Source organism: Geodermatophilus arenarius, assembly GCF_042654585.1.
Lineage (GTDB): Bacteria > Actinomycetota > Actinomycetes > Mycobacteriales > Geodermatophilaceae > Geodermatophilus > Geodermatophilus arenarius.
The window spans coordinates 95972-110201 of sequence record NZ_JBHSGR010000009.1 but is presented as its reverse complement, the minus strand read 5'-3'; the positions used below and the strand labels follow the sequence as shown (position 1 = coordinate 110201).

Below are 14230 nucleotides of genomic sequence, written 5' to 3'. Positions count from 1 at the left end.
TTGCAGGCCGTTCACGACTCCGAAGTGCAGCGGACGACGTGCGGACTCCTCCACCCCCTTCTCGGCCGTGACGTGCACTGCCCCGTTCACCGCATGCTCGGCCACACCTGGTCGAGCGAGATCCTGTCCAGGACGCTGCCGTGGACGAGGAGGCACCTGGGGGCCGCGCAGGACCACCGGAAGACAGGTCGACCAGGACGCGGGCGCTCGAGGAGTTGTAGTCGGAACATCGCATTCCGTGGCAGCGATGTGGTTCTAACGGGTCATGGCTCAGGTGACGAGCGCCTCCACCCGAGCGTCTCCCATGGGCGAGAGCGATCTGGCTGTTCAGGCGGATGTTGTGACCTATGTTGTAGCCCTTCTACCAGGGCTCTGAGCTCGAGGATCAGCCGAGGAAAGAATGTGATGAGTCTTCGCGAGGTCTTGACGGTCCTTCGAGCCTCCTCGTGGCTGCTGATCCTCAGCCTCCTCGCCGGCGGCCTTGCGGCCTTGGGCGTCAGCCTCCTGCAGAAGCCGACCTACACCTCCACCACCCAGCTGTTCGTCTCCAGCACGGACCTGGCTTCAGCGTCCGAGGTCCTCCAGGGCAGCCAGTTCTCCCAGCAACGGGTTGCCTCGTACGCGAGTCTGATCACAGGTCAGCAGTTGGCCACCCGGGTCGTCGAGCAGCTCGGTCTGCCCATGTCGCCGGAGCAATTGGCAGCGGAGGTCACGGCAACGCCGGTCACCGACACGGTTCTCATCGACGTGACGGTGACCGATCCTTCTCCTCAGCGAGCTCAACAGATCGCCGATTCGATCGGCGCTCAGTTCAGCTCGCTCGTCCAGGAGCTCGAGACCACCGACCCGGACGCTCCGTCTCCGGTGAAGGTCACCGTCACTCAACGGCCTCAGGTGCCGACGGCACCGACCTCGCCCAAGCCGGTCCGCAATGTTGCACTCGGACTCGTCGTCGGGCTGGCGCTGGGGGCTGGAGGGGCCATCGCGCGAGCTCGGCTCGACCGCTCGGTCAAGGACGTCGAAGTGCTATCGGAACTCGTGTCTGCCCCGGCTGTAGCCACGATCATGCGCGACCAGACGCTGGATAAGCGCCATGTCATCGAGCAGGGCAGCACGGGCCGAGCGGGTGAGGACTTCCGACGGTTGCGCACGAACCTGCAGTTCCTCAGCGTCGAGAAGCCGCCCAAGGCCGTCATGGTGTCCAGTGCAGTGGCCGCTGAAGGCAAGACGACCGTCGTGGTCAACCTCGCCCAGGTGCTCGCGGATGCCGGGAGGCAGGTCGTCATCGTGGACGCCGACTTGCGACGCCCCAGGGTGGCTGACTATCTCGGCCTCGTGGGAGACGCGGGGCTCACGGACCTCCTGGCGTCCACTGCGAGCCTCGAGGACGTCATCCAGGCATATCGCGAGGGCATCTCGGTGATCGCTGCCGGCCCCATCCCGCCCAACCCGGTAGAACTGCTCGGAATGACTGCCATGGCGGATCTGCTGGAGAAGCTCCGCGCCCAGAACGACTTCGTCCTGGTCGACACGCCGGCGCTCCTTCCCGTGGCGGACGCAAGCGCGGTGGCACCGCTGACCGATGGAGTTCTGCTGTCCATCCGCTATGGCAAGACGGACAGTGCGCAGGTGGCACGCGCGGTGGACGACCTCGAGCGCATCGGAGCAAGAACGCTCGGCGCCATCCTCAACATGGTTCCCCGCAGGATCGCCGACGGAGCCGCTCAGGGATACCGCACCGCCTGGCCGAATCGCCATCGCGGCGGCTCAGAGGGCCGGCATCACCGCAAGCTCGACTGAGATCGCCACCCGGTCACTCGGTGACGACGAGGAAACTCCTCGAAGTGCGGGCGGCTTGCCGGTGCACGTCTGACCGGGTCGGAGTGAGCGCTCCGCGTGACCCGACAGGGCTGCGGCGGGCTGGGCTGCCGGATGGGCGCCGTCGTGGTCAACGGACGAACAGTGCCATTGCGTCGGTGGTGCGCAGACGGGTTGACGCCGAGTCGGGGTTCCCGGAGTCTGCTCCTGCTCTTGACGGCCTTCTGCCAAGGTCGACGCAGGGGCCCCGTCCACACGAGGAGACGGAATGTCTCGCAACGAGCAGGCGCCGGTTGCTCGGCAACGGCACAGTGGCATAGCGACGAGAACTGCTGTCGGTCTGCGGATCCCGGCGTCATCCGGCACTCCGTTGCGGGCGTGCGCATGACGGCCTCGATGAGGGACCTGATGCCGGATGCCGCCCCCGGGATGTCGCCTGGTGCACCGGACTCCGGGGCTCCGGTGGGTGGGACCTGCCGACTGTGCGACCGGCCGCTGTCGGAGGTGTTCGTCGACCTGGGGATGTCACCGCCCTGCGAGAGCTACCTGACGAAGGACAGGCTGGAGTCGCCGGAGATCTTCTACCCCCTCCGCGTCTGGATCTGCGCGGATTGTCTGCTCGTGCAACTCCCGTCACACATCCCCGCCACGGACATCTTCTCCGACTACGCCTACTTCTCCTCGTACTCCACCTCATGGGTGGAGCACGCCCGCCTCTACTGCGAGCGCACGGTGGAACGACTGCGCCTGACCTCCTCGAGCCTGGTGGTGGAGGTCGCGAGCAACGACGGCTACCTGCTCCAGCACTTCGTCGCACGGGGGATTCCGGTCCTCGGCATCGAGCCAGCGGCCAACATCGCGGTCGTGGCGGAGCAGCGGGGGATCCCCACGCGAGTCGCCTTCCTCGGTGAGGAGGAAGGACGGAAACAACGGAGGAAACTCGGCGCCGCCGACCTGGTGGTGGCCAACAACGTCTTCGCACACGTCCCAGACGTCCGGGACTTCAGTCTCGGTCTGGCCGCGCTGCTCGCCGATGACGGGTGGCTGAGTATCGAGATCCCGCACCTCATGCGGCTCATCGAGCGGTCGCAGTACGACACGATCTACCACGAGCACTTCTCGTACTACACGCTGCTGACCGCTCAGCGAGTGCTCGCTCATGCCGGCCTCACCGTGGTGGACGTCGAGGAACTGCCGACGCACGGTGGTTCCCTGCGGATCTGGGCACGTCACGAACAGCACGCCCGTTCGGTGACAGGAGCAGTCACCGAGCTCCTTGCCGAGGAGGAGCGTCGCGGCCTGCACTCGCTCGACGGCCACCGGGGGTTCGCGGCGGCCGTGAACAAGGTCAAGCGTGACCTGGTCGTCTTCCTGGCCGCAGCCGCCTCCGAGGACAAGCGAGTGGTCGGGTACGGAGCTCCTGGCAAGGGGAACACCCTGTTGAACCACTGCGGTGTCCGGTCGGACCTGCTGTCCTTCACGGTCGACAGGAGCCCACACAAGCAGGGGCTGTTCCTCCCGGGAACGCACATCCCGATCCTGGCGCCCGAGGTGATCTCCCAGGTGCGGCCGGAATACGTCCTGCTGCTGCCGTGGAACTTGCGGGAGGAACTTGGCGCCCAGCTGTCCTACGTGCGGCAGTGGGGTGGCCAGCTGGTGGTGCCCATCCCGGAACTCGAGATCTTCTAGTCGTCCGGCGACCCGGAGACCGAGCGTCGTCGTCCGCGTTCTACTCGCCCCGTGCCCTTCGCCGTCGAGCCGAGCTGGAGTGCCTCACATGCGCGCAGCCATCAGGCCACGCTCCCGGGTCCTGCGGCCCGGTGATGTCGTGGAAGTCCGTTCTGCTGACGAGATCCTCGCGACCCTCGGTCCCGACGCCTCGGTAGACGGGCTGCCGTTCCAGCCCGAGATGCTCGCCCACTGTGGGTCGCGCTTCGTCGTGGACAGCCGGACGGACACAACCTGTTTCCTGGGCATCCTGCGGCATCTCCCAGCGAGTGTTCACCTCACCGGTCTTCGCTGTGACGGTTCCGCCCACGGCGGGTGCCAAGCCGGCTGCCTGCTGTACTGGAAGGAGGAGTGGCTCCGGGTGGTTGACGATCCGCCGCCCAGCGCACCCGCGATCCAGATGGCCGCTCCCGTCCGGCGCGAGGGATGCACAGAGGAGGACCTCGCGAAGGCCGTGCATCCGCCCGAGTCGGACCCCGGAGGCGAGGAGTTGTGGTCGTGCCAGGCCACCCGGATCCTCCAGGCGACGACGCGTCTCGCGCCGTGGGATCTGCGCCACTACTTGACCGACCTGCGGAACAGGAACGTCCGACTACGGACGGTGCTGCGCTTCCTCCTCCCAGACCTCATCAACGCGTTCCAGGGCGTCAGCCGCCGCCACCTCCCCCGGTGGCTGTGCTTCCGTGGCGGCAAGCCCTTTCCTTTTGTGCACGGACGGCTCACCCGGACCCCTGCCGTGCGCCTGGACCTGCAGCCCGGAGAAACCGTCCGAATCCTCAGCCGACGCGAGATCCGCAAGACCGTCGACCGCAACGGAAAGAACAGAGGACTGTCGTTCGACGGCGAGATGGCTCCGTACTGCGGGCAGGTCCGCCGCGTGGACCGGGTGATCAGCCGGATCATCGACGAGTACACCGGGCGGATGTTGACCTTGCCCGGCCGGTCTCTGGTGCTCGAGGGAGTGGTGTGCCAGGGCCGCTATCACGGGCTGTGCCAGCGCAAGACCCAGCCGTTCTGGCGAGAGGCGTGGTTGACCCCTCACGCCGGTTAGACGAGCCGATGACACGGAGGATCCATGAGTGCAGGCACCGACCGAGCCGCGCAGAGAAGTCGTCCCTGATGGGCGGCGCGTGTCAGAGGGATGACGGAGCACGGCAGCACGAACGCTTCCCCAGCGCCGTGTTGCTGTCCCATCTGGCGTGTCGGTCAGACCTCGTCCTCCAGGCATAGTCGGGCACAGGCATGTCGGACCTAGCCGGTCGCGTGGCAGTTGTCACAGGCGCCAGCAGCGGGATCGGCGCAGCAATTGCTCGGGCCCTCGCGAAACGCGGTGTCGAGGTGCATGCGGTGGGTCGGCGCGCCGAGGGACTCGATGGACTCGGGAGTGGTGTCCGACCGCGGATACTCGACCTCACGGACGATGCAGCCATCGACACGCTAGCCGAGGAGGTCATGCGGCTTGACGTACTGGTCCACTGCGCCGGCGCGATCTCGCACGGGCCCATCGCCGACGCTCCTGTGGAGAACCTGGATCGCCAGTATCGGGCGAACCTGCGCGCTCCATACACGCTGACACAGGCGTTGTTGCCTGCCCTGTGCTCGGGCAAGGGCGATGTGGTCTTCGTGAACTCGAGCATCTACGGCAACGCGCGCGCCGGTGTGGGTCAGTTCGCCGCCACGCAGTACGGCCTCGCGGCAATCGCCGATGCGCTTCGTGACGAGGTGAACGGCTTGGGAGTACGTGTGTTGAGTGTCTTCCCTGGGCGCACAGCGACGCCCCGCCAGGCGCGGTTGCACGAAGCGGAGGGCCGCCCCTATCGCCCCGAGCGGCTGCTCCAGCCCGAGGACGTCGCAGCCGCGGTGTTGGGTGCGCTCGAGTTGCCGCGCACCGCGGAAGTGACGGATGTGCGGATACGTCCCTTCTTCAAGTGGTGACGAGGGAATCTGCTGCCGTCGGTGGGCTTGCTCCTGCGGGTAGGTGGATCTCGCGGGGCAACACCTCCGGGTTTCTGTTCCGGCGGCAGATGATCATGTGATCGGACTGCGCTCCGTGAGCAGGCGCGGGGAGTCCTCGCCATGGGTTGTCACTGCCTGAGCCTCGAGGCTCGGTGTCGCTGCATCGCGGATCGTCGACGACTTCACCACCACGCCTCACTCCCGCGAATCACCAACAACCTGGGTCACGCTTGCTTCGCCCGCCGTGCACTCAGGGCGCTTCGCACTCGGCGGAGGACCAGTACGAGATCCGAGGACCTGATGAGCAGGCTGTCAGCGAAGCCGATCCCCTCATGACGGCGAAACAGCACGAGGGCCAGGATCGAGGACCCGAGATATGCGACGACGCTCGCCAGCGCAGCTCCTAGTGCACCCCACCAGATCACGGCAACCGGTGCGACGACAGCCGTAACCAACAATCCCAGAAGGGTCGGCAGAGTAGACGCCTTCGGGTGGCCGAAGGCGATCAACCCGGCAGACATCAAGGATCCAGGTGCGAGAACTGTGGTCCCGGCCAGAAGGACAGCCGCCGGTAAGGCGGCCCCAGAGAACGACGCCCCATACAGGATGTGTATGAGCAGTGGCGACAGCCCTGCTCCTACGATCGCGATCAGGACAAGGAATGCGATCAGCAGTCGGCACGCTCTGGCCACGAAGTAGGGGTCGCGCCGTGATGCCGCCTCGGCGAGCACCATCATTCGTACCGTGTCGGCGGCGAGCAGCGGTATTTCCGCGAGCGTCACTGCGACCGCGTAGAGACCGAGTTGTTTCGGCCCGGCGAGTGGCGTCAAGAGAAGCTGGTCGGCCCTCATCGTCAGGATGAAGGCCAGGCTTCCGACCAGAAGTACGGAACAGCGGCGTAGTTGTCCCCGGATAGCGGTCCAGATGTTCCGCCACGATCTGGCCAGGTCCGGCGGCGGAGGCCTGCCGAGCAGGAGTCCGGTCCCGAACATGAAGAACGTTGTGGTGACGGCCGCGGTCACGATGTTGAGCCAGCCAAACCCCCAGAGCAGCAGCAGGCAGACCAGCCGCCCGACGGAACCGAACAGGGGCTCGCGATTCAGCATCTTGTAACGTCTCTCGCCTTGTCGGAGTGCACGAAGACTCACCTGTACACCCGCAGGAACGAGGCACCAGGCGAGAACTTGGAGAAGGTGAGCCGCTTCGGCGTGATCGGGCACCAGGACCGGAGCGAGGACATGAATGATCGTCGCTAGGACGATCCCAATGGAGACGCTGATGACGGTGCCGCCCCAAAAGGCATCCCGCTTGCTCGATCGCTCCGACGCCACTTCCGCAGTGAGCAACTCCCCCATTGCCAACAACACGATCATGAATGCCAGCGTCAGTGGGGCCGTGACCGCGGCGACGAGGCCCCGGCCCTCGACTCCCAATGACCGGGCAAGGATCGGCCCGGCGATGAACGAGCACACCGGGGCCATACCGTGGGCCATGAACCGTCGGAGGGCGGATTGCCACAGGCTGGGTTGCAGGTCTCGCTGAGTCGGAATGCTCAACGCGGCCCCTCCTTCGGAAGACCCGCTCCTACGCCGAGGCCGTTCTCGAAGAGGCGGCCTATGGGATCGACGGCCGATTGCTGCTCATGAGTGCCTCCCGTAGGAGCCGGTGGTCCCGCGGGGGCAGGTTGACTTGGCTCGGCCATCGGAGTGGCTGGAACCTACACTTCTGTCCCCCGCGGGTCAGCAACTTCGCCAGCCATCCGTACACGGGAACGGGGAGGCTTGCGACCGTGGGGCAGGGGCTGGAGCCGATGCCGATGCCGATGCCGGTCAGGACGCCTCCTGACTGATTGCGGGATGCTTCCAGTCAGCCGCTGCTCACCCAGCGCGAGCCTTCTCCGGACGATCGGGATGTGGCGCACCGGGATTGCCAGACCCGAGATGGTGCAGCTCCGACTTGTTCGGGGTTGGATCCGCTGCAGTTCGAGCGGGGAGATCCTGGCGAGCGGTGACGTAGTTCCTTGTGGCGTTGGAGGTCACAGTCCAGAGTCAACGCGTCGCCGGCCACCACGGCGGCACGATCGGCGCAGGTCGTCTGCCGGAAGGCGCGGTGCCCGTCCCAGATCGCCCAGCCACGTTTGTCCGCTCGTCAGCCGCGCTGTACCTCAAGTCTCGTACGAAGGAAGGCCACGACATGCCCTCCCTGCGTTCGATCCTCGTCGTCATCGACACCCTCGACGACAACGGCAGTCTTCGCTGGGTTCACAGGTTGTCCAGTCTCTGGCTCAAGGCGGGATGTGGGGTCGACTACCTGTCTTTCAAGTACGGCGTCGACGGGCGGCGCCTCATGCCGCCCGCCGGTGCAACACTGACTTACGGCGACAGCCGCGTTCGGCGGTTCCGCAAGGCGCTTCCGGGAGCGCTGCTGCGCTCCTTGCGAGTGGTGGCAGCAGCCGATGTCGTCCTCGTGATCAGTGAAGTCGGCATGTCGGTGCCGCTCGCCTACGGCATGACCCGCGTGACTCGCCGTCCCTTCGTCGTTTACGTCCAGTCCATCGCCGATTACTCCCATGCTCTCTATCTCCCCCGATGGCTGCAGCCGATCTGGCGCTTCTGCATCAGGCACGCCGACGCTGTCCTGTGCGTCTCAACCGGGTCAGCCGAGGCAGCAAAGCGGATTGGAGTCTCGCCTGCCAAGATCACCATCGCCACGACGGGAATCGATGTGGACGCCGTGCGGCGGTCAGCCTTGCCGGAGGCGGGTGCCCAAGCACCCCGCACGACCCAGCAGTCCCTGGTGGCATGCGGTGAACTGCAGCCACACAAGGGTTACGACATTCTGATCCGGGCTCTGGCCAGAGTGCACGAGACCGGGCGTCGCGTCGGCCTGGTCCTCATCGGACGCGGACCCGAGGAAACTGCCCTCCGGCGCCTTGCTGATGACCTCGGGGTCGCGGACGCCGTCACGTTCACGGGGCACATGAGGAATCCCTTGCCGGAGATCTCGCGAGGCGCAGCCTTCGTGCACCCCGCTCGGGTCGAGGCCGTCGGTACGGTGCTGCTCGAGGCGATCGCTCTGGGCGTCCCCACGATTGCAGCGGATTGCGAGGCCGGGGGTCCTGGCATGGTCCTCGGCGGGGGGCGATACGGCCAGCTCGTGGAACCGGAATCCGTTCAGGCGCTGGCCGAAGCCATCTGCGCCCATCTCGATGACCCGGCTCAGCTGGCTCGCCGAGCCGGTCAGGCTGAGCCCCATCTCCGTGAATCGTTCTCCGCGGATCGGACAGCCGCCACGATCCTCGAGGTCTTCTGCCGCGCCGCCGGGGCGTCGCGCCGCGTCCGGCGTGGTCACGGGGTGCTGCGGAGTGCCTCCCGCTTGATCCCTCGTTCGGTCGGTCGATTTCGGCCCCGCACCGGGCGCCCGGACCTCATCCCCGACCGTTGTGACGAGACCGGAGGTCGCTGATCGCCCCGATGACCCGTCTGCGCGCAGGCGAAGGCCACGGCAGTAGCGCCAAGGCGGCCAGCGTCCTGGGGGTGACCGCGCTGTGCAAGGCGGTGGCCAGATGACGGGCTGCACGGCGGCGGGCACCTGCACCACCTTCCCAGAGGGCCGAGAGGGCCAGGCTCGTGTGAGGGAACGCGGCCGCCCGCCGGATGTCGGCGTGCAGCGACCTCAACTGCTCGTCCTCGAGAAAGCGGCTGAAGCACCAGATGGCGCCTCGGTCGTTCTCGTCCACCGTCGTCGACGCCATGGAGTGGTGGCGATACCGAGACACACGGGTGGGCTCGTACCAAGCCGCTCCGCCTGAGCGAGCCAGCAGGTAGGCCAGCCAGAGGTCGTTCGCGGTGCCCGCCTCCTGGCGCCACTGAGTCCAGTCGACGGCGGAGGCGCGGAAGACGGCGGCCATCGGGGTGCAAAGAGCGCGCACGGTGATGGCCAGGTCGAAGAAGGGCTGGTGACGTCCCGGACGAAGCCCCTCCCGGTTGCGGTATCTCGCTGAGAGGTCCGGGCGTACGGTGCCGGTTGCGTCCATCACCCAGAAATCGCCGAACGAGACGACAACGTCCGGGTTCTCGACTAGGGGCGGTACCAGGCAACTGAGGAAGTTGGGCTCCCAAAGGTCGTCATCGTGCAGGGTGGCGATCAGGTCGCCGCGAGCGGCGGTGTAAACAGCCCTCAGGTTCGTGATGAGATCGCTGACGGCCCCGTTGTTCCGGTAGCGCAGCCGCGGGTCCCCGTAGCTGGCCACCAGCTTCTCGATCAGTGGGTCCGCCGCGCTGTCCGACACGAGGATGTCTGTGTTGCAGTAGGTCTGGGCCAAAGCTGATTCGATCGCCTGGCGCAACATCTCCGGCCGCCGGTAGGTGGGCATGGCCACCGTCACCAGGGGTTGGTCGGACTGCGGGATCACCGAGGGACTCCGTTCTGCAAGAGACTGTCGACCGGGAGCCAGTGCCCGCCCTGGCGCTCCACCTCCAGCAAGGAGCTCCGTACCTCCTCCAAGAGGTCGGGCAGGAGCAGCAGCACCTCGTCGGGATGGGCCGCAATCAGCTCCGATGGGCTGATCACGGGGATCCTCACGCCGGGGATCAGCCGGCCCTGCTTGGCCGGGGATGCGTCGGCCACTCCTGGCAGCAGATCCGGCCCCACCCCGGCTGCGACGAGCAGCGGGACGGCGCGGGAGGCGGCGCCGTATCCGAGCACTCGTCGGCCGGCCGCCGCCTGGCGCCGCAGGTGATCACGCAGCGCCGCAGTGGTCACATCGACCTCTCGGGCCAAGTTCGTGCAGGCGGACCGCGGGACGTCCGGCGGCAGCGGGACGGAGGCGGTCCGCGACGCTCCCCAGCCGCGTCTGCGTGCGGCCAGCAGTCTCGTCCCGCCGTAGAGAGGGTGCAGGTCCGTCGCAACGACCGTCAGCCCGCACTCGTGGAGTTGCCGTGCCGCCTTCGCTGTCGACGGGTAGGCGTGGTGCCCGTGGCGGACCGCATTCCACTGGCCGTGCTCCACGACTGTCTCCAGCGGCGGGAAGACGAGGACGAGGACTCCGGACGGAGCCAGGACCTGCAGCCGGCGTTCCAGTCCGCCGCGTTGGTCCTCCTCGTGCATGAGTCCCATGACGTCCACGACGACGTCCACCGGCTCGTCGCTCGCTATGCACTCCCACAGGCCGGCAGCGGTGAGCGGGCCGAGCCAGCTGCCGCCATGGGGGCTCCCGAACTCGCGCACCGACTGTCCGGGGAGAAGCAGCCCTTGGGCGAGGCCCCAGGCCACCGAGTCGCGCGCGTGGTCTCGGAGCGCTGCTGGCTCGACCGCCCGGGGCTCGTCGGGGACGGGGGATCGGTCAGGCAGTTGGACCAGCCCGCACCGCTGGCAGGACCACAGGCGCAGGGGATGGTCGGCGACCGGCGGGTCGCCGGGTAACGGGAACGCGTCGGCCGGCGGCTGCCAGCCGAGGTCAAGCACCACCTGGCCGGCCCTCGAGCCACACCAACGGCAGGGCCCGGGCGCACTCACCGCACCCTCCGGGCCGCAGCCTGCGCGAGACTGCCGCCGTGCGGATCGAGCGGTCGAGGCTGGACGACGTGGTGTGCTTTCTCCCCGAGGTGCGACACGCCGATGAACGGGGGTGGTTCGTCAGGACCCTGGACGTCGCGGTCGCCGAGAAGGCGGGCGTGGACGTGCGGAGGTTCTTGCAGGACAGCCAGTCGCGGTCGCGGCAGGGCGTCGTCCGCGGGATGCACGGGCGCGCCGGAGCGGGGGAGGCCAAGCTGGTGCGCTGCGCCCGCGGCGCGGTGCTCGACGTCCTCGTCGATGCCCGTCCGGGCTCGCGCACGTTCGGCCGCAGTGCGGTGTTCCGGCTCGACGACGAGGAAGGACGACACCTCTACGTGCCCCCGGGCTTCTTGCACGGCTTCCAGGTCCTCACCGAGTGGGCGGACGTCTGTTACCGGATCGACCGCGAGCACGACCCGGCTGAGGACGTGGCGGTCCGGTACGACGATCCGGACCTGGGCATCCGCTGGCCGGCGCCGGTCACCGTGGTCTCCGAGCGGGACGCCGGGGCGGGGAGCTGGCGGCAGCTCCTGCGGCGGCTGGGAACGGTGCCGGCGCGGTGAGCCGGTAAGGCTCACCGCCACCTCAAGTCCTCGGCGAGCCGGCCCTCCTCCTGTAGCCGGCGCAACCGGGCGAGGCGGGTGAAACGCTCGCGGAGCATGGGGCGGGTGAGCCCGAACCTTCGGTAGGCGTCGGCCAGTTCGCGGGCGCCGTCGAGCGTGCTCCACGTGGGCTTGAAGGTCGGCACGGCGCGGCTGATCCGGCCGAAGTCGACTCGGTAGGAGCGCGGGTCCCCGCCGAACTCGCCGGTGATCCGCACCGCGACGCCGGGCACGGCCTCCGCGACGACTTCGGCGATGTCGGCGATGCGGCGGTTCTCGCTGTCCATGCCGACGTTGAACGCCTGGTCGTGGACCGCCTCTCGCGGCGCCTCAAGGCAGGACAGGAACGCCTCGGCAATGTCCCGGGCGTGCACGAGCGGGCGCCACGGCGTGCCGTCCGACCGGACGACGACCTCACCGTCCAACACCGCCGAGGCGACCAGGTCGTTGAGCACGATGTCGGCGCGCAACCGCGGTGAGAAGCCGAATGCCGTGGCGTTGCGCAGGGAGACCGGCTCGAAGTCGTCGTCGGCAAGGTCATGGAGGTCGGCCTCAACGCGCACCTTGCTTTCGGCGTACGGGGTCACCGGCGCCAGCGGAGCGCTCTCGTCCAGCGCCTCGTCTGTGCCGGAGGCGCCGTACACGCTGCACGTCGAGGCGTACAGGAACCGGCGAACGCCGGCGTCGCGCGCCAGCCGGGCCAGTCGTGTGCTCGCCGCGTGGTTGATGTCGTACGTGACCTCGGGCGCGAGGTCGCCCAGTGGGTCGTTCGACAGGGCAGCCAGATGGCAGATCGCGTCGAAGCCGGTCAGGTCCTCCGCGCTGACGTCACGCAGGTCGCGCCGGATCAGCGGCGGCCGCTCCGGCTCGGGGCCTAACGTGGCTCCGATGAAATAGCCGCTGTCCAAGCCGACGACGTCGTGGCCACCCTCGGCCAGGACCTCCGCCATGACGGTGCCGAGGTACCCCTCGCTACCGGTGAGGAGAACTCTCATGACGACCCCCGCTCGTGTAGTGCCGGGGCGCTGACGCCCAGGGTGATCTTGTCGCAGTAGAAGGCCTCGGCGTAGCGGGTGTGGCATTCGATGCCGCGCACCCGCATGAGACCCAGGAACGCCTCGCGGTCGAACCAGTCGTGGTCGTGCTGGGACGGGTAGTGCTCGATCAGCAGCTCCGCCTTGCGCTGGGCGAGCTCCGGCCGCACCGGCAGGTGCACCGCCGGGCGCCCAAGGTCGCCGTCCCACTTGGCGATCTCGTACCCGAGCACGAGGTGACGTCGAAAGACCGTGGGGGCGAGCTCCGCGACCAGACGGTGGTCTTGGTGCAGGTCGCCGCGGCACGGCGTGAGCACAACGCGGACGTCCCCCGCCTCCCGGGCCCGCACACCGGTGTCCTCCACCGCCTGCTTCACAGCGTCCCAGTGCGCCGGCAGCCGGCCGTCAGGGAGGTCGAGGACGGTGAGCTCGAGGTCCAGCCCGGCGCTGAAGGACTTCAAGGAAGCGGTTGTCTCGGCTTCGCGCTCGGATGTCGAGCAGAGAACGAGCGCGTGCAGCCGCGCGCCTGGCCACGCCTCGGCCAGTTGGAGCAGCAGGCCTCCCGCACCGATCTCGATGTCGTCACAGTGCGCACCGAGAGCCACCACCACCGGTGGGAAGTCGCTGCCCCGGCCGGGATCGAGGCGGAGCACTCAGACCGCCGGGGCGGGTGCGCGTGTGGGGTCGGTCTCCCAGACCATCCACGGGCGGTCACCGCGGGCGAAATGAGCCTCGAGGTTGTTGCGCTCCTTGATGGTGTCGGTCGGGTGCCAGAAGCCCGTGTAGGAGTAGGAGAGCAGGCGGTTGCGCTCCGCGAGGGCTGTGCAGGCGTCCTCCACCAGGTCGCCGCCCTTCGGGATGAAGTCGAAGACCTCCTGGCGCAGGACGAAGAAGCCGCCGTTTACCCAGAGCCCCATGTCTGCACTGGCCTGAATGCTGCGAATCCGGCCGTCCTTCCCGATGTTGACGCAGTGGAACGACTTGTCAGGACGGGCGGCCAGCAGACTGCCAATGGCGTCGCTGCGAACGAGGCGCTCGACCATCACGTCCAGCGGGGCGTCGGTGAGGACGTCCGAGTAGTTGGCGAGGAAGACGTCCTCACCTTGGAGAAGGTGCCTTACCCGGCGGAGCCGCTCACCGATGGCAGAATCGACACCGGTATCGATGAAGTGGATTGTCCAGTCCGCGATGTCGGCGGACAGTAGCTCGACGCGCTGGCCGCCTCCGGAGAGGGTGAAGTCGTTGCTCGCCGTCTCGCGGTAGTTCAGGAAATAGTCCTTGATGTAGTGGGCCCCGTAGCCCAAACACAGGATAAATTCCGTGTGCCCGAAGTGTGCGTAATACCGCATCACGTGCCAGATCAGCGGCCGGTGGCCGACCATGATCATCGGTTTCGGGAGATCGGTCACGCCTTCGCGCATGCGCAAGCCCTGACCGCCGCAGAAGAGCACGACCTTCATGGGAGCCGTCCGATCCCGGATGTCCGTTGCCGATCCCTGCCCGGCCGGCGGCGCGGGCAGTTGAGGAGCGACCATG

Annotated in this window: 12 protein-coding genes; 6 read left to right on the top strand and 6 right to left on the bottom strand. The window is 67.7% G+C overall.

What is annotated here, in order from left to right:
• The first annotated feature begins 405 nt into the window (after positions 1 to 405).
• From ACFO3M_RS10385 to ACFO3M_RS10370, 4 genes are all read left to right on the top strand, one after another.
• Positions 406 to 1800: a tyrosine-protein kinase domain-containing protein gene (locus ACFO3M_RS10385; protein ID WP_387988508.1), complete on the top strand. Its 1395-nt coding sequence runs from the start codon at positions 406 to 408 to the stop codon at positions 1798 to 1800.
• Positions 1801 to 2214: 414 nt separating this feature from the next.
• Complete coding sequence (locus tag ACFO3M_RS10380) at positions 2215 to 3507, top strand: methyltransferase domain-containing protein (RefSeq protein ID WP_387988565.1); 1293 nt, start codon at positions 2215 to 2217, stop codon at positions 3505 to 3507.
• A gap of 88 nt (positions 3508 to 3595) precedes the next feature.
• Complete coding sequence (locus ACFO3M_RS10375) at positions 3596 to 4597, top strand: hypothetical protein (protein ID WP_387988507.1); 1002 nt, start codon at positions 3596 to 3598, stop codon at positions 4595 to 4597.
• A gap of 212 nt (positions 4598 to 4809) precedes the next feature.
• A complete protein-coding gene (locus ACFO3M_RS10370) occupies positions 4810 to 5481 on the top strand; it encodes an SDR family NAD(P)-dependent oxidoreductase (RefSeq protein WP_387988506.1) in 672 nt (223 codons plus the stop codon).
• 245 nt (positions 5482 to 5726) lie between these two features.
• On the opposite strand, the gene ACFO3M_RS10365 is transcribed toward ACFO3M_RS10370, so the two are convergent.
• Positions 5727 to 7058: an oligosaccharide flippase family protein gene (locus ACFO3M_RS10365; protein ID WP_387988505.1), complete on the bottom strand. Its 1332-nt coding sequence runs from the start codon at positions 7056 to 7058 to the stop codon at positions 5727 to 5729.
• A 466-nt stretch (positions 7059 to 7524) separates the two neighbouring features.
• Here ACFO3M_RS10365 and ACFO3M_RS10360 point away from each other — a divergent pair, with 466 nt between their 5' ends.
• Positions 7525 to 8967 (top strand): glycosyltransferase, encoded by a 1443-nt coding sequence (locus tag ACFO3M_RS10360; RefSeq protein ID WP_387988504.1) that lies wholly within the window; start codon positions 7525 to 7527, stop codon positions 8965 to 8967.
• Here the strand turns inward: ACFO3M_RS10360 and ACFO3M_RS10355 are convergent.
• Positions 8930 to 9916, bottom strand: a complete 987-nt coding sequence (locus ACFO3M_RS10355; protein WP_387988503.1) for a glycosyltransferase family 2 protein — start codon at positions 9914 to 9916, stop codon at positions 8930 to 8932. The genes ACFO3M_RS10360 and ACFO3M_RS10355 overlap by 38 nt on opposite strands.
• Entirely contained in the window at positions 9913 to 11019 is a 1107-nt protein-coding gene (locus tag ACFO3M_RS10350) for a class I SAM-dependent methyltransferase (protein WP_387988502.1), read from the bottom strand. Before ACFO3M_RS10350 ends, ACFO3M_RS10355 begins: the two co-directional genes overlap by 4 nt.
• A 38-nt stretch (positions 11020 to 11057) precedes the next feature.
• On the opposite strand from ACFO3M_RS10350, the gene ACFO3M_RS10345 reads away from it, so the two are divergent.
• Positions 11058 to 11621 carry a dTDP-4-dehydrorhamnose 3,5-epimerase family protein gene (locus ACFO3M_RS10345; RefSeq protein ID WP_387988501.1) on the top strand — a complete coding sequence of 188 codons (564 nt, stop codon included), beginning with the start codon at positions 11058 to 11060 and terminating at the stop codon, positions 11619 to 11621.
• Positions 11622 to 11632: 11 nt separating this feature from the next.
• Here ACFO3M_RS10345 and ACFO3M_RS10340 read toward each other — a convergent pair whose 3' ends face one another.
• The 3 genes from ACFO3M_RS10340 to ACFO3M_RS10330 are packed head-to-tail and all read right to left on the bottom strand — an operon-like array spanning position 11633 to position 14154.
• Positions 11633 to 12655 (bottom strand): NAD-dependent epimerase/dehydratase family protein, encoded by a 1023-nt coding sequence (locus ACFO3M_RS10340; RefSeq protein ID WP_387988500.1) that lies wholly within the window; start codon positions 12653 to 12655, stop codon positions 11633 to 11635.
• Entirely contained in the window at positions 12652 to 13299 is a 648-nt protein-coding gene (locus ACFO3M_RS10335) for a PIG-L deacetylase family protein (protein WP_387988564.1), read from the bottom strand. The genes ACFO3M_RS10340 and ACFO3M_RS10335 overlap by 4 nt, the downstream gene beginning before the upstream one ends.
• Positions 13300 to 13347: 48 nt before the next feature.
• Positions 13348 to 14154 (bottom strand): sugar phosphate nucleotidyltransferase, encoded by an 807-nt coding sequence (locus tag ACFO3M_RS10330; protein ID WP_387988499.1) that lies wholly within the window; start codon positions 14152 to 14154, stop codon positions 13348 to 13350.
• Between the last annotated feature and the right edge of the window lie 76 nt (positions 14155 to 14230).

What these genes read in the sequence shown, in the direction of transcription:
- ACFO3M_RS10385 (WP_387988508.1), top strand. Translation starts at nt 406, where the DNA reads ATGAGTCTTCGCGAGGTCTTGACGGTCCTTCGAGCCTCCTCGTGGCTG.
- ACFO3M_RS10380 (WP_387988565.1), top strand. Translation starts at nt 2,215, where the DNA reads ATGAGGGACCTGATGCCGGATGCCGCCCCCGGGATGTCGCCTGGTGCA.
- ACFO3M_RS10375 (WP_387988507.1), top strand. Translation starts at nt 3,596, where the DNA reads ATGCGCGCAGCCATCAGGCCACGCTCCCGGGTCCTGCGGCCCGGTGAT.
- ACFO3M_RS10340 (WP_387988500.1), bottom strand. Translation starts at nt 12,655, where the DNA reads ATGAGAGTTCTCCTCACCGGTAGCGAGGGGTACCTCGGCACCGTCATG.
- ACFO3M_RS10330 (WP_387988499.1), bottom strand. Translation starts at nt 14,154, where the DNA reads ATGAAGGTCGTGCTCTTCTGCGGCGGTCAGGGCTTGCGCATGCGCGAA.